Genomic DNA, 21,057 nt, shown 5'->3' on the forward strand with positions numbered 1-21,057 from the left:
GCTCGCGAGCAAGCTCGCTCCTGCAGTAAGTCTGATTGGCTCAGAGCCCCAGCAGTTGCATGCGCTGGCGCACCGATGCTTCGATACCTGCCGCATCCAGCCCGCATTCGGCGAGCATCTGGCTCGGTTTGGCATGTTCGACATAGACGTCCGGCAAGCCCAGATGCAATACCGACTTGAGCACGTTTTCACGGGCCAGCAACTCGCTGACTGCCGCACCCGCACCGCCCATGATGGCGTTCTCTTCAATGGTCACCAGCAGTTCATGGCTGTCGGCCATTTCGCGCACCAGTGCTTCATCCATAGGTTTGACGAAGCGCATGTCGACCACGGTGGCGTCGATTTTTTCCGCCACTTGCAGTGCTTCGGCCAATTGCACGCCAAACACCAGCATCGCCACCTTGCTGCCTTTGCGACGTATCACGCCTTTACCGATTTCCAGCGGTTCAAGGGTTTTTTCGATGCTTGCATTCGGCCCGCTGCCCCGCGGGTAGCGTACTGCCGCCGGACCGTTGTACAGGTGGCCGGTGGTCAGCATTTTGCGCAGTTCGTTTTCATCGCTCGGGGTCATGATCACCATACCCGGGATGCACCGCAGGTAAGACAGGTCAAAACTGCCGGCGTGGGTGGGGCCGTCTTCGCCCACCAGGCCCGCGCGGTCGATAGCGAACAGCACGTCCAGATTCTGCACGGCTACGTCATGCACCAGCTGGTCGTAACCGCGCTGCAAGAATGTCGAGTAGATCGCTACCACAGGCTTGGCGCCTTCGCAGGCCATGCCCGCGGCAAAGGTCACGGCGTGTTGTTCAGCAATGGCCACGTCGAAATAACGCAACGGGAAACGCTCGCTGAACGCGATCAGGTCCGAGCCTTCTTTCATGGCCGGGGTAATACCGACCAGGCGTTGATCGACAGCGGCCATGTCACACAGCCACTCGCCGAATACCGCAGAGTACTTCGGCCCGCTCGCAGCTTTTGGCGCTGCTTTCGGTGCGTCCAGCGGCTCAAGTTTGGTGATGGCGTGGTAGCCGATCGGGTCAGCCTCGGCCGGGGCAAAGCCTTTGCCCTTTTTGGTCACGATATGCAGGAACTGCGGACCCTTGAGGTCGCGCATGTTGCGCAGCGTGGCGATCAGGGTCGGCAGGTCGTGGCCATCGATAGGGCCAATGTAATTCCAGCCCAGTTCTTCGAACAGGGTGCCGGGTACCAACATGCCTTTGGCATATTCTTCGGTGCGTCGGGCAATTTCCCACGCGCCTGGCAGACGCGACAGCACTTTCTTGCTGCCTTCGCGCATGCTGGCGTAGGTACGGCTGGAGAGGATTTTGGCCAGATAGTTGGACAGGCCGCCGACATTGCGCGAGATCGACATGTCGTTGTCGTTGAGGATGACCAGCATGTTGGCATCGACTTCAGGCGCATGGTTCAGGGCTTCAAAAGCCATGCCGGCGGTCAGCGCGCCGTCACCGATCACGGCGATGGCCTTGCGCTCGCTATTTTGCAGGCGGGCAGCGATGGCCATGCCCAGTGCGGCACTGATTGAGGTGCTGGAGTGGCCGACGCCAAAGGTGTCGTACTCGCTCTCGGCGCGGCGCGGGAAAGCGGCGATCCCGTCTTTCTGGCGCAATGTCGCCATTTGCTCGCGGCGGCCGGTGAGGATTTTGTGCGGATACGCCTGATGACCCACGTCCCATACCAGCCGGTCATCCGGGGTATCGAACACGTAGTGCAACGCAATCGTCAGTTCAATGACGCCCAGGCCGGCACCAAAATGCCCGCCCGTCTGGCCGACGGTATAGAGCAATTCCTGGCGCAATTCGTCGGCCAGGGGTTCCAGCTCGGCCTCAGCCAGTCGGCGCAGGCCCGCAGGCGTGCCCGCTCGGTCGAGCAGGGGCGTAGTCGGGCGCTTGCGGGGGATCTCTTGAAACGTCGTTGGCATCAGGCGAATCGTTATAAATATAGAAGAGGTGGCAGTTTACCTTAAGGAACGTAAGCTGCCCACGCGCGGAGGTAATCGTTAGTCAGACCTTGGCATTAGACACTGCCTGAAAAACCGGATTTTCCAGGTCTAGTGGCGACGTTCGACTATGTATCGAGCCAGTGCGCGCAGCGGATCGGCTGTAGTGTCAAAAGATTGCAGCGCATTGAGTGCCTGGTCACGCAGCTCCAGCGCATAGGCTTTGGCGCCATCCAGACCCATCAGTGCCGGGTAGGTCGGTTTGTCCCGTGCAATATCGGCGCCCTGGCGTTTGCCCAGGGTTGCGGTATCGCTTTCAACGTCGAGAATGTCGTCCTGAACCTGGAATGCCAGGCCAACCGCCCGTGCATAGAGGTTCAGAGCCTGCAGATCATCAGCACTGGCATGGCCGCTGGCCAGGGCGCCCAGCTGTACGCTGGCCTCGATCAGAGCGCCGGTCTTGTGCCGGTGCATGAATTCGAGAGCGGTCTGATCAAGTTTGATTCCGACCGAACCGAGATCGATCGCCTGTCCGCCAACCATGCCCGCCGGGCCGGCAGCGAGGGCCAGAGCTGCGACCATGCGCAAGCGTGTCTCAGCATCCAGAGTATTGAGTCGCGGATCCAGCAGGGCGCTGAATGCAAGGCTTTGCAGGCCGTCGCCGGCCAGAATCGCGCAGGCTTCATCGAACGCTTTATGGGTGGTCGGCTGGCCGCGACGCAAGTCGTCATCGTCCATTGCTGGCAAGTCATCATGCACCAGCGAATAGGCGTGGATCAGCTCCACTGCACAGGCCGCACCATTGGCTTGCTCGGCTGCGGCACCCAAGGCTTCGCAGGCGGCATAGGCCAAAAGCGGGCGGACCCGTTTGCCGCCGTTCATCACGCTGTAGCGCATTGCTTCATAGAGGCGGACCAACTCCGCAGACGGAGCGACAAACAAGCGCTCAAGGGCCGCGTTGACGCGGTCCTGGCTGCTGGTCTGGTAGGCATCAATCATTCTGGCTGTTCCGCTTCAAAGGGCTCTTGGGCCAGTTCACCATCACGCTCAAGCAGAATTTGCACTTTCTGTTCAGCTTGAGCCAGTGCGCCTTGGCAATCACGGGTCAAGCGGATGCCTTGCTCGAAGGCGGTCAACGAATCTTCCAGTGACAGCTCGCCATTTTCCAGACGCTCGACCAGTGATTGCAGGTCAGCGAGGGACTGTTCGAAATCCAGGGCAACTTTTTTGCGGGCCATAGCGGCATTCTCGGTAGGCGTTAAAACCGGCTGACACTAGCAGACGGCGGGTTCCGGGGCAAATCCTCGGCCCCTGCCTGTCCGCCCTGACGGGGCCCGGAATGCCCGTGATGGCAACACAATGGCCGATCTGCAAGATCGTGCGGCCTGGGGATCGCGGGCAAGCCCGCTCCTACAGGGATTTGTGGTGGCTGGCGGTAATCTTGTGGGAGCTGGCTTGCCAGCGATGGCATCTCTGCGGTCTGGCGGAACGACCGGGGGGCTAGAGGATCGCGAGCAAGCTCGCTCCTACAGGGGGTTGTGGTGGCTGGCGGTAATTTTGTGGGCGCTGGCTTGCCAGAGATGGCATCTCTGCGGTCTGGCGGAACGACCGGGGGGCTAGAGGATCGCGAGCAAGCTCGCTCCTACAGGGGTTTGTGGTGGCTGGCGGATCTTGTGGGAGCTGGCTTGCCAGCGATGGCATCTCTGCGGTCTGGCGGAACGACCGAGGTGCAGCGGATCGCGAGCAAGCTCGCTCCTACAGGGGTTTGTGGTGGCTGGCGTATCTTGTGGGAGCTGGCTTGCCAGCGATGGCATCTCTGCGATCGGGCAACGTCCGTAAAACCTTAAACCCCGGAGCAGGGGATACACCGGGATGCTTGCTTTGGCGTTTTCAACAGCTCGCAGCCTCGCGTTGCTTGGTAGCGACTACGATATGCGGCATGCACTGCGCAGAGATCTTATGGCGGTCAAGCCCCTTGACCTTACCATGCTGGGAAGCTTCAAGATCGGCTCAATCGTGACATTCAAGGAGAGTTTCCAATGGCTAGCGTTTCGCTTCAACCAGAGTCCAAAGCATCCGCGCGCCTGAGTCTGCCGGTTGAAGGCATGACGTGCGCCTCGTGCGTCGGTCGGGTCGAACGTGCGCTCAAGGCGGTCCCGGGTGTGCAGTCGGCCGTGGTCAACCTGGCCACCGAGCGCGCCGATGTCAGCTTCAGTGGCGTGGCCGATCCGCAGGCGGTAGTAGATGCCATCGAGCGCGTGGGCTACTCGGTGCGTGAAGAAACCACCGAACTGTCGATTGCAGGCATGACCTGTGCCTCGTGTGTGGGCCGGGTCGAGAAGGCGCTGGCGAAGGTGCCCGGCGTGCGGCAGGCCAGCGTCAACCTGGCCACCGAGCGCGCCCGGGTCACTCACCTCGCCGGGGCCGTTTCTGCTGCCGACCTTGAGGCCGCAGTGGAGCGGGCGGGGTATACGGCGCGACGCTTGTCTGCCGACCTCCCGGATGCGGGCGAGCAGGACGACCAGCGGCGCGAGGGCGAGGCCCGGGGGCTGCAGCGGTCCTTGCTGATTGCCGCCATCCTCAGCTTGCCGGTGTTCATTCTGGAGATGGGCTCGCACCTGATTCCCGCCATGCATCATTGGGTGATGACGGTCATCGGTCAGCAGACCAACTGGTACATCCAGTTCGTGCTGGCCACCCTGGTGCTGTTCGGGCCGGGGCTGCGCTTTTTCCGCAAGGGTGTTCCGGCCCTGCTGCGCGGTGCTCCGGACATGAACTCGCTGGTGGCAGTCGGGACCTCGGCGGCATACGGCTATTCGCTGGTCGCGACCTTTGCCCCTCAAGTGCTGCCCCAGGGCACCGCCAATGTGTATTTCGAAGCGGCCGCGGTCATCGTCACTCTTATTTTGCTTGGCCGCTCGCTGGAGGCCCGGGCCAAGGGCCGAACCTCACAGGCGATCAAACGTCTGGTCGGGCTGCAGGCCAAAACCGCGCGGGTAGAGCGCAACGGTGAAACCCTTGAACTGCCCCTCGAGCAGGTGACAACCGGGGACGTGGTGCTGGTACGTCCGGGGGAGAAAATCGCCCTCGATGGCGAGATTGTCGAAGGCGCCTCCTATGTCGACGAGAGCATGATCAGCGGCGAGCCGGTGCCGGTGCATAAAACTGCGGGTGCTCAAGTGATTGGCGGCACGATCAACAAGACCGGCGCTTTCAGTTTTCGCGTGACCCGGATCGGGGCCAACACGGTGCTGGCGCAGATCATCCGTCTGGTCGAGCAGGCCCAGGGTTCCAAGCTGCCGATCCAGGCGCTGGTGGACAAGGTCACCATGTGGTTTGTCCCGGCCGTGATGGCAGCGGCCACCCTGACCTTTGTGGTCTGGCTGATCTTCGGGCCGACCCCGGCGCTGACCTTTGCCCTGGTCAATGCGGTGGCGGTACTCATCATCGCCTGCCCGTGCGCCATGGGGCTGGCTACGCCGACCTCGATCATGGTCGGTACCGGGCGCGCGGCGGAACTGGGGGTGCTGTTTCGTAAAGGCGAAGCCTTGCAGGCGTTGCGGGATGTGAGTGTGATCGCCCTCGACAAGACCGGCACCCTGACCAAGGGCCGCCCGGAACTGACCGATCTGGTGCCTGCCGAAGGCTTTGATTACGACGAAGTGCTGGGGCTGGTGGCGGCGGTCGAAACCCGCTCCGAACACCCGATCGGCGAAGCCATCGTCAGCGCGGCGAAACAACGTGGTCTGGTGATGGGTTCCATCGACAGCTTCGAGGCAACCCCGGGTTTCGGGGTGACGGCCAAGGTGTCGGGGCGGACCGTGTCGGTCGGCGCAGACCGTTTCATGACGCTATTGGGGCTGGATGTGTCGAGCTTTGTCGCGACCGCCCAACGTCTGGGGGAACAGGGCAAGAGCCCGCTTTATGCCGCCATCGACGGTCGTCTGGCGGCGGTGATTGCGGTGGCCGACCCCATCAGGGAAACCACTTTGGAGGCGATCAAGGCGTTGCACGCCCTGGGCCTCAAGGTGGCGATGATCACCGGTGACAATGCGGCCACGGCCAATGCCATCGCCCGCCAGTTGGGGATTGATGAGGTGGCGGCCGAGGTCCTGCCCGACGGCAAGGTCGCGGCACTGAAGAAATTCCGGGTCAATGGTGCACGGGTGGCCTTCGTCGGCGACGGCATCAACGACGCCCCGGCGCTGGCCGAAGCGGACGTGGGGCTGGCCATCGGCACCGGTACCGATGTGGCCATCGAGGCGGCAGACGTGGTGCTGATGTCAGGCGACCTGCGTGGCGTGCCGAATGCCATCGCCCTGAGTCAGGCGACGATCCGCAACATCAAGCAGAACCTGTTCTGGGCCTTCGCTTACAACGCAGTGCTGATCCCGGTCGCGGCGGGAGCGCTATACCCGGTGAACGGCACATTGCTGTCGCCGATCTTTGCGGCGGCTGCGATGGCGCTTTCCAGCATCTTTGTGCTGGTCAACGCGCTCCGGCTCAAGGGCTTCAAGGCGCCGATGGCGGTGAGTGGCGTGTAAACGGGGGCAGTTTTTCGCGGGCAGGAGCCAGGGAGAGGAACATGATGAATATCGGTCAGGCGGCCAGTTTTTCCGGGGTTTCGGCGAAGATGATCCGCTACTACGAACAGACTGGCTTGATCCCCAAAGCCCTTCGAACCGAGGCCGGCTACCGGCTTTACAGCCCCCAGGACGCCAATGCCCTGGGCTTTATCCGGCGCGCCCGCGACCTGGGGTTCTCTGTTGAACAGATCTCGGAGTTACTGGAGCTGTGGCGCGACCGTGATCGTGTCAGCGCTGTGGTCAAGGCCATGGCGCTGACCCATGTCGCGGGTCTGAAAGCGAAAATCGCCGAACTGCAGGCGATGGCGCAAACCCTCGAAAGTCTGGCCAGTCACTGTCGCGGCAATGACCGCCCGGACTGCCCGATCATAGCCGGGCTGGCCGAGCTCAATGCTTTGGCTGCAGCGCCGCAAGCCCCGCGCCGGACACCGCGGTTCGGGCTCGACACACCGGCCTCAGCCCACCAGCGGCAGTTTGCTGAAAAGTGATTGACCTTGCCACGCTGGCAAACTTCAACGTAGCGGTTCACCTTAATTGAGACTATGGCGGGTTTAAGGGGGCGTAGCTACCTCTGAAGTTGTTCAGTATAGGTTTGTTAAGTATTGCACGCGCCAGGAAATATCAGACTTTTCCTGTTTTTATTAGAGGGCATACATCTTATTTTTATAAGTCGCACGGGTTGCATGTGTGAGTCGTACTTTATAAGTACTGAATATTTTTGAGCATTGGGTGTTGGCGTGGTTCTTTAAAGGGGTTGTAAAACTGTTGTTCTGGTGTCGTACCCAACTCAGGCGGGCACGACAGCTGATCTTTAGGCCTGGGCCAAATACGCTGCGTTCGCCATCAAGGACCCGCTCCATGAATTTAAAGCTCCAAGGCTGTCGTCTGGTGGCAAAACTACCACTCATTCATTCCGCCCGCTGGCCGTTCGGCAAAATAGAAGTATTGCTTGCCTATGATTTTCGGCGATCGAATAAGGCGGAGTATGAATATTTAACAACCTATTATCCTGACTATTGTTCTTTGTATGGGGATGGAACCCCTGATTATTTTAAAAACAACTTTCATTATTTCGCCAGTGTCAGGGCGACTGATCGTCTGGATATTATTTCCCATGCCAATGAACACGGAATCGGGCGCGAAAGGACAGCGCAAGACCTGGCGCAGGAGCTTCGTAGATACAGTTTGCGCGAAGTCGGGGTGATAAAGTTTCAGGGGTGTGATCTTGGCAAGGGTGTATGGCTTGAACAGGCCCGAGATGCATTTTTGCAGGCTGGTATCAGTTTTGCTTATATGGCCGCCCCTCTCGGACGCATACAGTGGCTTCCCCCATTTAAGTATGTGGATGTCGAGCATGGCGGCGAACGCTATCGGGTAATCAAAGGCAATATTAAGCGGAGCTTCCCCGGCACTCGCTATGTCTGAACAGTACCTTGTGGGAACTGGCTTGCCAGCGATGGCGGCCCACCTGAAGGGCTGTGGCGCCAGTGGCTCGCAAGCAAGCTCGCCCCTGCAGGGCTGGCAGGCTGCGGCTTTGTGGCCGGCGTTATTTTTGATATTTGCTGAGCATTTATTGGGCTTTTAAGATATAGAATATTTTGACCCCCATTTGTACCCCCACTTTGATTGTGCGTTTTTTGAGAAAACCAAGGTGCTCGGCTTTTCAGGACTGGACGGAGTAGCAGTTAAAGAATTGAAGGGATTTTGAGTCCTAAGCTTAAAAAACGGCCTCTACAGAATTATAGCTAGCGCTCCTATAAGGGTTTGAGCAGATGTCGAGTTGCCCTGCCTGAGGCGCGACAGTCGCCTGGATTTGGTCGGTGATGCCCGCAATCGCGACCAACATGCACTTCGACGAGAAGACCACGTTCGCTGATGTAATTGCTCAGTTGATAGGAATTAGGATTGTTAAAGCTTGGTAAATGCTTTGAGCGCCTGGCCAAGCGCTTGTCGGGTGAAGGATGTGACAAGGCTAAAGAGGATAAGAGTGCAGCGCAGTTGCGATTTTTGATCTGCAAACGTACACAGGGCGAAGCCTGGAATATGCACGCGGAGTAGGTCGTCTGAAACCAAAAGAGAATCCCGATCCGTACTCGGGGCTGATTTGGACCAGCGAGCAAGTGGCAGGACTGAGACTGGTTGACCATCTCGGTTATCCCACACTATGTGGCACGCGAAGTTGTAAGGGTGACCAAGATCGTTGATTTCACCCGCAAACAGAATCCGCAGGATCGCTTCGCCAGTAAGATCGGTGTTTCGGTTGCCCAACACCTCTCATTGCGTCTTGGGTTCGACGGTCTGAGCTTGCGCTAAGGTTGAACAGAAGTTGTCCCGTCCAGAATCGGACGGGGCTGGTTTCTCGCTGCCCTTGAGCTGATCACGCTACTGGGTAGGTCGGTTGCGAATCATCAGCGTGACGGCGTTCTCGTCGTAGTCAATCTTGTCGCCCATCAGGTGAGCTCCAAAGCTAACGGACAGGCCGCTGGCGCGCCCTGTGAAGTTGCGGAACTTGTTGTGGGTACCCTTCTGCCGGGATTTCAGGCGGCAGGTCGTAGTCCTTGTTGCGGATGTGATCGTAAAAGGCTTTTGGTCGATCTTCATCGATCAACCCGGACAGCTCTTCCAGGCCCATCGGCTCGCCGAGCTTGGCCTGGCTGTTGGCGTAATCCACCAGGTTCTTGATGTTTTGCGGGCAGACTCCTTCGGCATGTCTTCGCTTTCGACGAAATCGGTGAAGTCCTTGAGCAGAGTGCGCATCTCGCCCGGGTCGTCGACACCTCCCGGCATCCGATAAATTTGCGGAAGTACTCCGAAACCTTCTAACCGTTTTTGCCTTTGATAAACGAAATGCATTGCTTCGACTGTGTGTTGTTGTGCCACGCCGAGAGCCAGGTGCAGCTGGCCTAGGTCGAGGTGCCTCGAGGGGGGACGTCCAGCTCGCCGGCCATCGCCACGCCTTCACTGTGGTGGTACAGGACGATGGCCAGGTAATTGGTCATGCCCTGTTGATAGTGAGCAAACAGCACATGGCCTTCAGTGGAAAGGTTGGACTCTTCAGGCGAAAACATGTTCATTAAAGTTGGCAGTATCAGGGCAATGCTCGGTAATTTCCAGATCGCTTTCATGATACTGCAGACCATCAAGAGCATGGGATGAATTGCATACACGACTGATCACTTTTGCGCAGAACGGGCTATATTGGTCTGAGATATGTGTATAAAACTGCACCTCCGGCTCTTGACCATATTTAAGATTAACTTGGCTGGCAGAAAGCCCGTGACAGCCTACCCGAAAGTTCTGTGCGTCTGACGAGGATGTCGTACCGTCGCCCTAGAATGCGGCCAGAAGTCGCGCTTTTTGAGCGTTGACCAGTTCGGCCAGTGCCGCTGAATAGTTGTCATCCTGATGTACCATGCGTGAATACCGTTGAGAAATATTTTGACTTCGTCGACGAACTGAACGGATTGCCGTATAAAGAAGCGGATAACAACCACGTTAACTTCGCTGACACAGGGGAAATAGCAGGCTATTCGATGGATAATCTGCTGAATCACCCGCCGTGAATCCCTCAAAATTGAAGGGTTCAGTAACCTATGTTGAACTCAAACAGGTTTAGTCACCGCTTTGATATTAGATGACGATATTGGCCCGGCTGGGCCAATATCCTATTATTTGCAAATCAGACGGGGCAAATGTTCAGGTCCAGTCGCAAGCGATTTATCATTTAATACAAACAGTCCGGTGTTGTTTATGCCTCCCACGCTGTAGGTCGGAAAAATGTAATTACGTACCTGTTCATCAGTACTGCGATCGCCGAGACGGCGATTGGTCGCCGTTATTTCGGAAACAATCCGATGGAACTTAACTTCCATTCTGAAATCAAGTTCCCGATAAACCGGCACCATGTCCAGGATCTCCCCCTGACTGCCATAGTTAATAATCCGTCCGCCGTAACTGAGTTTTCCGTAAAGTCCACTCTTACTGTGACTCCGGTATTCCCCTGAGGCGAGTGTGAGCGTGGCGTCCGGGTGGGTTTCATAATAATGCAACGTGGTGCGACACTCCGTATTCGCAAGGAAAGGCCGGACCCGGTACCAGGATACTGCCGAGAAGCTGATGAACGTAACTGAAATCGCGCAAAGTATAATCAGATAGTTTTTACGGATGGGTGTTGAAAACATAAGATTCACAGTCACTCCTTTGTTCCCCAATTGGCTTTTTACAGGCAAAGACACCCATGAAATCTGTTTTTCCGCGTGCTGAAATATACAGGTAGGGGGAGGCCGACAGCGCTTCCTCTGCATACTTTTTCATCAGGTTCAGCGTTTCACTGATGACTTCAGGTGAGCTGTCCCCGCCTGGATTTACGAAAAGATGAACGCCCTGTGGAAGAGAGACATTATGCTGTTCATAAGGCATATAGCTTATATGGGTGGCAACGTTTTCAAAAAGACTGCCCGCAAAAAATGATAGTCCACCGCCGAGCAGAGCCGCAACTGCAACCACACCCGAGATAAAAGCCGACCCCACAAGTGACTGTACTGGACTGACAGCCAGATCCCGATTTGGTAATTCTGGCTGTGAAGCGGTAATCCCCTCGTCTGCTGATGAAGGAGATTCAGTCGTCTTACTTACCGCGATACTCTTGTTAAGAGCAGCCTGTTGAGATCCGTTCTCTTCAACATCAATAGACTCCGGGAAGTTAACGACAAGCCGGTAACCGGCCTTGGGGACGGAGACAACGAGATAATCTTTACTGACTTGAAGTGAAAGGAAGGCGCGCCGTATCTGACCGATAACGCCTCTGAGGCTGCTTGACGTAACTTCAATACCTGATCTTCGCCATCCGGCGTCAAGCAGATCGCTCTGGCTGACTATTTTACCCCGATTGTGATACAATTTTTGCAAGCATTCACACGCTGACACGCCAAGCAATACTGATTTTCCGTCACTGACACGCGCGAGCATTCGCGTATGGGTATTCAGGATGAGTGACGATCCTAATAATTCTTTCATCTGGCTTCCTGGAAGAGTATCTCTTAACGTGCCCTTTCAACGCATTTTTAGGAGTATAATAAAAATAACGTAAGCGCTCCATAACCCCCACATTCAAAGTCACCACCTGAACCCCGATGCTGTGTTCCCGATTCCTTTCCGGAGCCAGCACCTCATGATGCGTCCCGTCGCGAAAGTCGAAAAAGTCTATCTCTACCCCAAGCCCGTCGACTTCCGAAAATCCATCGACGGCCTAGCCGCCCTAGTCGAGCTGGATATCAAGGTCGCTGTGTTCGACCCGGTGCTTTTTGTGTTCCTCAACAAGCCTCGAAACCGAGTGAAGATTTTGTATTGGGAGCGCAACGGCTTTTGCCTTTGGCTAAAGCGCCTGGAATCCGAGCGCTTCAAAACATCATCCGGAGTGTTCGGATGAAGCCATCGTGCTGACGGTTCAAGAACTCAACTGGTTATTGGACTGTTTTGATTTGTGGCGCAACCGTCCGCATCAAGTTTTGATACCTCGATTCGTCGCCTGATTCGGCATAATCCAGGGCATGATTTCCATGCCCAAAGACTTTCCTGACGATCCTGTTTTGCTCAAGCAACTGCTTGAGCAAATGCTCAGTGAGCGCGCGTCGGATAAGGGCAAGCAAGATCGTTCATCTTGAAGAAGAAAAGGCGCTGTTGCGTCAGCGCCTTTTCGGGCGCAAGTCAGAGCAGACAGCCGATCCTGCGACCCCACAAATGGCCTTGTTCAACGAGGCTGAAAGCGTGGCCGAGACTGTCGACGAACCGGCTGACGAGGAAGTCGTTGCTCCGACCAAGCGACGGGGCAAACGCAAGCCTCTGCCTGCCGATCTTCCGCGTATCGAAGTCATTCACGAACTGCCTGAACACGAGCTGACGTGTGCTTGCGGCTGGCGCAAGCACACCATCGGCGAAGAAACCAGCGCGCAGCTGGAAATCGTGCCGATGCAGATCCGCGTGATCAAACATGTGCGCAAGGTCTACGCCTGCCGTGGCTGCGAAAGCGCGCCTGTCACTGCCGACAAGCCAGCGCAACTGATTGAAAAGAGCATGGCCAGCCCCAGCGTGTTGGCGATGTTGCTGACGACCAAATACGTCGATGGACTGCCACTGCACCGCTTCGAAAAAGTACTGGGTCGCCACGGTATCGATATCCCACGGCAAACCTTGGCGCGCTGGGTTATTCAGTGCGGCGAACACCTGCAACCCTTGCTCAACTTGATGCGCGACCGGCTTATGGAAAGCCGCGTCATCCACTGCGACGAAACGCGTGTACAGGTGCTGAAAGAGCCAGGCCGAGAGCCAACCAGCCAATCCTGGATGTGGGTGCCAGCCGGCGGGCCGCAGAATCAGCCCGTTATCTTGTTTGACTACTCGACCAGCCGAGCGAAAGAGGTGCCGTCGCGCCTGCTCGAAGGTTATCGCGGCTACCTAATGACCGATGACTATGCGGGCTATAACGCCTTGGGCGCGCAGTCCGGTGTCGAGCGTTTGGGCTGTTGGGCACATGCGCGACGCAAGTTTGTCGAGGCGCAAAAGGTACAGCCTAAAGGCAAAACCGGGCGTGCCGATATCGCCCTGAATCTGATCAACAAGCTGTACGGTATCGAGCGAGATTTAAAAGAAGCCGGCGATGAACATCGCCACGAAGGCCGACAGCAAAACAGTCTGCCGGTGTTGGCCCAGTTGCACGCATGGTTGGAGAAAACCCAGCCACAAGTGACGGTGCAAAATGCACTGGGCAAAGCCATCAGTTACCTGGCCAGCAACTGGAACATGTTGGTGCACTACACCGAAGCCGGTTACTTGCCGATCGACAACAATGCGGCCGAGCGTACGATCAGGCCCTTCGTGATCGGGCGCAAGAACTGGCTGTTCAGCGACACGCCCAAAGGCGCGATGGCCAGCGCTCAACTTTACAGTTTGGTCGAGACGGCTAAAGCCAACGGCCAAGAGCCTTATGCGTGGCTGCGCCACGCATTTGAGCGCCTGCCACAAGCCTTGAGCGTAGAAGACTTCGAGGCCCTGCTGCCGTGGAACTGCACGCCGCAAACTCCACAATAGCCATAGATCCCCACCTTTAAAATGTGGGGTTCATGGAGCGCTTACCGTTTTGTTTTACATAAGGTGTTGTATCCACTCTACTTCACGCCTAATCTTGAGTTGCTGACCTGATTCAGGTGCTCCTTGAAATATATTATATGTTAAAAAATTCTTTTTTTCGTTTGAGCGGTCAAAGATTTTGCTAAACATTGTTTTTGTTAAACATGCTAATAAGCATCAATATATAAACATTGCAGGAATAATAACAAATAAGGGATCATGTCTAAATAACTCAGTAGGATTATTTTTTGTCAATGCTTATTGTATGGCAATTATTTTCTGTCAGTTATTAAGGGGCGAGTGCAGTGACAAAAAAACGTGTCAGAAAATCAACTAGAAAACAAAAAACAAAGTGGAGTTTGTTTTATTTGCTGAAAATATGATTTATCAAAAATAGGATCTGATAATTATTCGCTATATTTTGCAATTGCCACCGGCGCATAAGGAAAACCATTGCTGCACCTAAGGCGCCAGAATTACCATTGATGTTTATCATCAAGAAAAGAAGCCTGAACGCTCCCGCCCGCAATGCTCACAGCGCGCGGGAGAAAATTACCTGCGCGACGCTCAGGGGTGGGCTTATCTATCTGATTTTATTGAAATTTTTTTTTCACCTTTTTTTATCATATCAATAAAAATCAAAATTTCTCTGGTTTTATTGCTTTTGGCTAATTCTCGCTTCAAACTTCGCCGGAATTTACACGCTCCATACCAGTTATAAGCATCGTATAGTTCAGCGCGTTCAGTGCCGTTCAGTGCTGTTGTGATGGAGAAAATAATGGATTTATTTCTGTGTATTGACTAGACCTGCCTCCACCATTTATGGGTAGCCTGCTTTCGAACGGTGCTTGCCGGGCATGAACCCTCGTACAGTTAAGGAATTAAAGATGTTCAAGAAAACACTGGTTGCTGTTGCGCTCCTTTCAGCAGTATCAATGAACGCTGCTTATGCAGTAGACGGTACAATTACTTTTACCGGTAGTATCATTGCTGGCACATGTGAAATTAATGGCGCCTCAGCTCCCGCGAATATTGCTGTTCCATTAGGTAATTACAGCGCGTCTGAATTCGGCGCCTCCGGTTCAACTGTTGCTAATGCTACAATTCCGATGGCTCTGACTAACTGCCCAGCTTCGGTTACTAACGTCGCTATTTTATTCAATGGCACTGCTGATACTACTAATCCAGCTTTACTTGCTGTTAATGCCGGCGGCGCAACTGGCGTGGGTATAGGTATTTACGAGGCAGATGGAACCACCGCTATTCCTGTCAACAACGCCTCGGCTCTAGTAGCATTGGCTGCTGGTGCAGGTAATGCTAACTTCGTTGCCAAATATGTTTCAACTGCAGCTACTGTGGGTGAGGGTAACGCAAACGCAACCGCTCAGTTCACTATTCAGTACCGATAACAAAAAAACGCCCACCTCAGATTATCCGGCGTGGGCGTCTTTCATTTTTCGTGGCGAGGCACTATGCGAATTTTCTATTTAATGCTTTCATCGGTTTTTTTTTATCCATTATGCAAGCGGCCAATGCCGGCATCATTTTAGGCGGCACGCGTCTGATTTACGCCGGCGATACAAACGAGGCTTCAATCAGTATCAGGAATTCGGATAAAAACAATGATTACCTGATCCAGTCCTGGCTTGATAATGACGATGAAAAGAATAGTGCGAAAGTGCCTTTTGTGGTGACGCCACCGCTTTTCCGCCTTGACCGGGAGTCGGACAATATTTTGCGTATCGCGAAGGTTGGCGGAAACTTACCGTCCGACCGTGAAACGCTTTACTGGCTAAGCGTGCGTTCAATTGGCGCCACGCCGAAAGAGATAACGGGCAGCAGTCTCCAGCTAGTACTGCGTACCCGTATCAAATTTATTTACCGCCCTTCATCGCTGAATAATGACGCCGCGCTGAACGCGTATAGATCACTGAGTTTCATCCGCCAAGACGGTGAACTTGTAGTAAAAAACCCTACGCCCTATTACGTCACGCTTGCCACGTTAAAAGTTGGCGGTAAGGACGTTGAAGAACCGGGCATGGTGTCCCCGTACGGGGAACTGCGCGTCAAGGTCTCCGGCAGCGGCGCCATTGAATGGCAGTCTATTAACGATTATGGCGGATTAAGCCAGACCGCGCGGCAGTAGATAGCTGACCCCCGTATTGATGACAGGAAAAATTATGCTCAGGTTAAACCGGGATATGCTGCGGCTGGATCTCCGTGCCCGCTTCATAGTTCAGCACATCACGAAGAGTTGCTTTGTTGGGACACTGCTGGCCTCCGGCGGGGCATTTGCTGACGCAGAAACCCACTTCGACCCAAAGGCATTGCGCTTACCCGGCAGTAATCAGGACATCGCAGACCTGAGCGTCTTTGATGAAGGGGGGCAGCTCCCCGGACATTATCTGGTTGATATTTATCTCAATAACAATTTTCTTGAAACTCGCGATGTCGAGTTTCTCAGCCATGATAAGCAGCTTGTCCCTGTACTTAACGCAAAATACTGGCGTGATTTAGGCCTGAAACCTGACGCCTCACCGACGCTTAATGCGCTAGCGGATGACAAAACCGTCAGCGTGCCCGGCGAGTACATCCTGGACGCCAGTGCGCGTTTTAACTTTAACCGGCTTCGCCTCGATTTGAGCATTCCTCAGGCCGCACTGAAATTCCGTGCACAGGATTACGTCAACCCCGATTTATGGGATCAGGGCCTTCCCGCAGCAATGGTGAATTATGGCCTGAACTACACCAGCAGTTCGCAAAGTAAAGGCGACGGAGAATACAGCAATCTGTTCCTGCGCCTGGACAGCGGTATTAACCTGGGCGCCTGGCGTTTACGTAATAACTCTACGTTCACGCGCAACACCGGCGATCAGCCCCGCTACGATTACAACGGCAACCGCATCAGTCAGAAGCAGGTGGAAAGCCGCTGGCAGAGCCTAAACACTTACCTGCAACGTGACATCCAGAGCCTGGGCTCTCAGCTGACCCTGGGTGACAGCTACACGCCCGGCGATCTGTTTGACAGCGTGGCGTTCCGTGGCGTGCAGCTGGCAACCGATGACAGCCAGCTTCCGGACAGCCTGCGTGGATTTGCCCCGGTAGTACGCGGCATTGCGCGCTCAAGTGCGCAGGTCATCGTGCAGCAGAACGGTACCGTAATCTACCAGACTACGGTTGCGCCCGGCGCATTTGAAATCCGTGACCTGTATCCGACAGCAAGCAGCGGTAACCTGGACGTCACCGTGCGGGAAACCGACGGCTCTGAAACCAAATTCGTGCAACCCTTCTCAGCCGTTCCCGGCATGCAGCGCGAGGGGCGGCTGCGCTACGCCGTCACTGGGGGCAAATACCGCTCTTGGTCAGACGATGTGCGCGAACCCAGCTTCCTGCAGGGCACGCTTCAGTATGGCCTAACAAACCTAATGACCCTTTATGGTGGGGCTATGGGCTCAACCGACTACCAGTCCGGCATCCTCGGCTTTGGTCAGGGGCTGGGCACGTTCGGGTCTGTGTCACTGGATGTGACACATGCAAACACGCAGTTTGAAAACGGTCCGACCCGTTCGGGGCAGTCCTACCGTGCACAGTATGCTAAAGACATCCTACAAAGCGGTACGTCGTTTGTTCTAGCCGGTTACCGCTACTCGACCTCCGGCTACTACGGCTTCACCGAGGCAAACGAGTTGCTGCAGCGGGGAACATCACTTGATACCGATGACGAACTGGACTACTGGCGCCGTACGCACAACAAGCGCAGCCGTATGCAGGCGCAGGTTACACAACGCATGGGCGACTACGGCTCACTGAGCCTGACCGCCTACCAGCAGAATTACTGGGGGGCGTCAGGCAACGAAAGAACGCTGATGCTGGGCTACGGCTTCAACTATTCAGGTGTCAACTACAGCCTGAACCTCAGCGATACCCAGTATCCGACCAGCGACGCGAACCGCAGCCTGTACTTCAGCGTGTCAGTGCCGCTGGACAAATGGCTGCCCGGCAGCCGCGCCAACTACAGCCTGTTCGCGGACAACAAGGACCGGGTGCGTAACCAGGTGAGCTTGAGTGGCCTTGCGCTGGATAACCGTCTGAGCTACAGCACCAGCGAAGGCTACGCGAACAAGGGAGAAGGGAACAGCGGCAATCTGAACGCCGAATACCGCGATACCTACGGAAGCGTGAACGGCGGGTACAGCTACAACCGCAACAGCCAGCAGGTCAGCGGTGGAATCAGCGGTGGCGTCGTCGCGCACCCGTATGGCGTCACGCTGTCTCAGCCGCTGGGCGATACCATGGCACTGGTTCGCGTGCCTCAAGCAAATGGCGTGGGCGTGAAAAACCAGCGCGGCGTGAGTACCGACGGGCTCGGCCATGCGGTCGTGCCGTACCTGACGCCGTATCGCAAAAACGGCGTGAGCCTTAGAACCGAAACCCTCCCGACCGATGTTGATCTTCAGAACGCAGTCAGAACCGTCATCCCGACCCGCGGCGCGCTTGTGCTAGCCGATTATAAAGCGAACATCGGTGCACGCGTGCTGGCTAACGTCACACATCATGGTAAACCCATTCCGTTCGGTGCAACCGCTAATCTGATCGTGGATGGCAAGATGGCCAACAGCAGCTTTGTGGGCGATAGCGGTGACCTTTATTTAAGCGGCGTGCCTGAGAAGAGTCAGGTACAGGTGCAGTGGGGTAAAGGCGCAGATCAGCAATGCCGGGGCGATGTGGCATTGGCACCGGCTGAAGCGGGTAACCGTTTCCGTACAGCCTCTATTAACTGCAGGTAACCAGAGTGGATCGTGAATCAGCATGGCAGGTAGCATACAAGTGGCTTTGCAACCAGCGTAAAAACGCCCATTCAGGCAGTGAGGCGTGGCACCAGCGCTTTCACTGCGCAGCAGACGGTGAGGCTTTCAGCAAGCGCGTTGAAAAGGGCGAATACCGGCTGAAATCCATGCGCATGGTTAAACGCGCTGGCGATGACCCGATTGCAATGTGGGGCGCTGACGATGCGCTGGTGCTCAAACTGGTGCCCAGTAAAAGGCGGTGGCCGCTGCGTCGTACAATTCACTCGCTGAATGAACAAATGAAAGAGTGCGGCTTTGCGCTGTATCCCGACAAAACCCAGATTGGGCGTTTAGAGAAAGGTTTTGACTGGATGGGGCTATTGTTTGATGAGGCAGATGTTCGTCGTTCACCACGATCTCTGCAAATGCTGATGGATAAAACGCTTCGGCTTTATGAACAAAACTCACCTGTGAAGAATATTATGAAAAAGAAAAGTGCAACTGCGAAGGCATGGAAGCTAGCTTCTGCTCTATGCACGTTTTCCGTAGTTTCCGTTTCTAACGCAGCAACCTACACACTTGATTTTGGCACCATCTCATACGAGGCTCAAGGTAATCAGCCCACGCACACGCTACCATCGCCCGTGCCAGTCGCAGTCATACCGGGCGGGGAATTTTTTACCCTTCTTGCGCCTAACGACTCTGTAACGGGCAGAGATTACGTGTGCCTAGGACCCGCTCTGGTGGGGATCATAACTAGCGGGGTAGATAGGCTCAGTCCGTCGGTCCCCATCAGACCAACGGTCCAATCCTACGGAGCTTTACCTATAAGCTACTCTAGGCCAGGTAGCATATGTGGAGACGCTCGTCTCGGGCCTTTCTCTACTTCAATACCGATCTCACGGTCTGGTACTGCGACCGGCCCTGCAGTGGATACTGATACTTTGAACATCACCGGAACGTTGGTAGGTTTCATTTGTCCCGCGATAATTAGAACCTTGGATTTCGGTTCCGTCTATGCCGGACAAATCGCTGGTTCCCAAACGGTTACTGTGAGTAGCAACGAGGCGATGGCGTGTCCCACAGTCAGTTATAATGAATCCTTAGCTCCCATCCTAACAGCTACGAGCCTTCGATCAACCAGCGAGTACTTCCTACCAGACGACCCGGCGATGCCCGCCGTTGGTGTATCGCTCTCAGTGGGCGGTACTGAAGTTAAGCCCGGTGTGGCCGTCCCCGGCTTAATTTCTCGCGGTCCTCTTTCTATCACTGGGGTACTTCGTGGCCTTGGCCCTGTGTTAGAGGGGGCTTTTTCTATAACCATTCAAACTACATACTCGTATCCATGATCTTTTGCCCTAGCCCTAGTGTCCACAAAAAGAAGCTTTCCAGAGGTAATTCCCCCATTTTTAGTACTTGCCGGAAGTAGAGTTCAAGCCGCGAGGGCTAACTTCTGTTTAGGGGTAATGCCTCCAAGCGCCATATTCGGACGTTCGTGATTGTACGTCCAAATCCAGTTCGTACCGTAGTCCTGAACTTCGGCTATCGATTCAAACAAGTAATGCCCAAGCCAGTCATACCGTACCGTCCGGTTGTAGCGCTCGACGTAAGCATTTTGCTGCGGGTTTCCAGGCTGGATGTAGTCCAAGCGAATACCCCGCTTTTCGGCCCACAGTGTCAGCTTGGTGCTGATGTACTCTGGGCCGTTATCGCTGCGGATGACCTGTGGTTTTCCACGTCATTCAATCACTTGATCTAGAGCTCGTACCACTCGCTCCGCAGGTAACGACAGATCAATTTCAATGCTCAACGCCTCGCGATTGAAGTCATCGATCACGTTGAATATCCGAAAGCTGCGCCCGTCGGACAATTGGTCATGCATGAAGTCCATTGACCAGCACTGGTTGATCGCTGCCGGCACGATAAGAGGCTCTGGCTTTTCCCTCACGATGCGCTTGCGCGGTTTGATCCGCAGATTCAGTTCCAGTTCGCGGTAAATCTGATACACCCGTTTGTGGTTCCAGCGATAGCCCCTCACGTTGCGCAGGTACAGAAAGCACAAGCCAAACCCCCCAGTTAGGCTGGTTGTGCGCCAGACGAGTCAGGAGGTCAGCAATCTGTGCATTCTCAGACGACAAACGTGGCTGGTAGCGATAACAGTCAACGCTGACACCGAAGGTATGACACGCCAGTTTGATGCTGATCCGACCTGAACAAACTGCTTGTCGCGCCATCTCCCGTCGTCGAGATGGCTTCACCACTTTTTTGCCATCGCCTCCTGGATGATTTCGGCTTTGAGGCGTTCCTCGGCGTACATCTTCTTTAGGCGACGGTTTTCCTCCTCAAGCTCGCGCTACCGAGCCATCAGCGACGCATCCATGCCGCCGAATTTGGTGCGCCACTTGTAGAAGTTGGCCGAGCTGATACCGTGCTCGCGGCACAGCTCTGGTACATGGCTTCCACCCTAGGCCTGTTTGAGGATGGCCATGATTTGACTGTCTGAAAAACGCGATGTCTTCACGCAAAATTTCCTTGATCCAATTAGGAGAAAATTCTACTTCCGACTAGTACTTTTTTCAGGGGGGATTACCCTTCGGCTGCC

At 55.3% G+C, this 21,057-nt stretch carries 13 protein-coding genes and 4 pseudogenes; 9 read left to right on the forward strand and 8 right to left on the reverse strand.

Translation table 11 applies throughout. The features are described from left to right. Positions 1–40: 40 nt before the first annotated feature. The 3 genes from dxs to FEZ21_RS06310 form a co-directional block, all read right to left on the reverse strand. Entirely contained in the window at positions 41–1,939 is a 1,899-nt protein-coding gene (dxs, locus tag FEZ21_RS06300) for a 1-deoxy-D-xylulose-5-phosphate synthase (protein ID WP_010655459.1), read from the reverse strand. Between the two features lie 129 nt (positions 1,940–2,068). Further along, entirely contained in the window at positions 2,069–2,956 is an 888-nt protein-coding gene (gene ispA, locus FEZ21_RS06305) for a (2E,6E)-farnesyl diphosphate synthase (protein ID WP_010655460.1), read from the reverse strand. Then, a complete protein-coding gene (locus FEZ21_RS06310) occupies positions 2,953–3,195 on the reverse strand; it encodes an exodeoxyribonuclease VII small subunit (protein ID WP_003444260.1) in 243 nt (80 codons plus the stop codon). The genes ispA and FEZ21_RS06310 overlap by 4 nt, the downstream gene beginning before the upstream one ends. 801 nt (positions 3,196–3,996) lie before the next feature. On the opposite strand from FEZ21_RS06310, the gene FEZ21_RS06315 reads away from it, so the two are divergent. The 3 genes from FEZ21_RS06315 (at position 3,997) to FEZ21_RS06325 (ending at position 7,968) form a co-directional block, all read left to right on the forward strand. After that, a complete protein-coding gene (locus tag FEZ21_RS06315; RefSeq protein WP_160626678.1) occupies positions 3,997–6,501 on the forward strand; it encodes a heavy metal translocating P-type ATPase in 2,505 nt (834 codons plus the stop codon). Between the two features lie 41 nt (positions 6,502–6,542). Further along, complete coding sequence (gene cueR / locus FEZ21_RS06320; RefSeq protein WP_010655462.1) at positions 6,543–7,031, forward strand: Cu(I)-responsive transcriptional regulator; 489 nt, start codon at positions 6,543–6,545, stop codon at positions 7,029–7,031. A gap of 370 nt (positions 7,032–7,401) precedes the next feature. Continuing rightward, the gene (locus FEZ21_RS06325) at positions 7,402–7,968 is read left to right on the forward strand and encodes a hypothetical protein (RefSeq protein WP_160626680.1); all 567 of its coding nucleotides are present in this window, start codon (positions 7,402–7,404) and stop codon (positions 7,966–7,968) included. A gap of 957 nt (positions 7,969–8,925) precedes the next feature. Here FEZ21_RS06325 and FEZ21_RS06330 read toward each other — a convergent pair. From FEZ21_RS06330 to FEZ21_RS06345, 4 genes and pseudogenes are all read right to left on the reverse strand, one after another. After that, positions 8,926–9,599, reverse strand: a pseudogene (locus FEZ21_RS06330) (nucleoid-associated protein); the annotation flags it as partial. A gap of 1 nt (position 9,600) precedes the next feature. Next, positions 9,601–9,983: pseudogene (locus tag FEZ21_RS06335) on the reverse strand (Tn3 family transposase); the annotation flags it as partial. A 228-nt stretch (positions 9,984–10,211) separates the two neighbouring features. Continuing rightward, positions 10,212–10,733: a hypothetical protein gene (locus FEZ21_RS06340; protein WP_160626682.1), complete on the reverse strand. Its 522-nt coding sequence runs from the start codon at positions 10,731–10,733 to the stop codon at positions 10,212–10,214. Continuing rightward, the gene (locus tag FEZ21_RS06345) at positions 10,702–11,559 is read right to left on the reverse strand and encodes a winged helix-turn-helix domain-containing protein (RefSeq protein ID WP_160626684.1); all 858 of its coding nucleotides are present in this window, start codon (positions 11,557–11,559) and stop codon (positions 10,702–10,704) included. Before FEZ21_RS06345 ends, FEZ21_RS06340 begins: the two co-directional genes overlap by 32 nt. A 154-nt stretch (positions 11,560–11,713) precedes the next feature. On the opposite strand from FEZ21_RS06345, the gene tnpB reads away from it, so the two are divergent. From tnpB to FEZ21_RS06375, 6 genes and pseudogenes are all read left to right on the forward strand, one after another. Further along, positions 11,714–11,971: an IS66 family insertion sequence element accessory protein TnpB gene (gene tnpB, locus FEZ21_RS06350; RefSeq protein ID WP_238839889.1), complete on the forward strand. Its 258-nt coding sequence runs from the start codon at positions 11,714–11,716 to the stop codon at positions 11,969–11,971. A gap of 121 nt (positions 11,972–12,092) precedes the next feature. Continuing rightward, a pseudogene (locus tag FEZ21_RS06355) lies at positions 12,093–13,629 on the forward strand (IS66 family transposase). Positions 13,630–14,555: 926 nt separating this feature from the next. Continuing rightward, positions 14,556–15,077, forward strand: a complete 522-nt coding sequence (locus FEZ21_RS06360; RefSeq protein WP_160626686.1) for a fimbrial protein — start codon at positions 14,556–14,558, stop codon at positions 15,075–15,077. A 110-nt stretch (positions 15,078–15,187) separates the two neighbouring features. Then, entirely contained in the window at positions 15,188–15,814 is a 627-nt protein-coding gene (locus FEZ21_RS06365; protein WP_160626688.1) for a molecular chaperone, read from the forward strand. A gap of 34 nt (positions 15,815–15,848) precedes the next feature. Further along, positions 15,849–18,455, forward strand: coding sequence for a fimbria/pilus outer membrane usher protein (locus FEZ21_RS06370; protein WP_160626690.1), 2,607 nt, complete (start codon positions 15,849–15,851; stop codon positions 18,453–18,455). A 5-nt stretch (positions 18,456–18,460) separates the two neighbouring features. Next, on the forward strand, positions 18,461–19,804 hold the full coding sequence (locus FEZ21_RS06375; protein ID WP_160626692.1) for a hypothetical protein: 1,344 nt from the start codon (positions 18,461–18,463) through the stop codon (positions 19,802–19,804). An 83-nt stretch (positions 19,805–19,887) separates the two neighbouring features. Here the strand turns inward: FEZ21_RS06375 and FEZ21_RS06380 are convergent. Next, positions 19,888–20,976 (reverse strand): annotated as a pseudogene (locus FEZ21_RS06380) (IS3 family transposase). Positions 20,977–21,057: the final 81 nt, after the last annotated feature.

Origin of the sequence: Pseudomonas sp. 9.1(2019), assembly GCF_009910445.1 — a bacterium.
GTDB lineage: Bacteria > Pseudomonadota > Gammaproteobacteria > Pseudomonadales > Pseudomonadaceae > Aquipseudomonas > Aquipseudomonas paraversuta.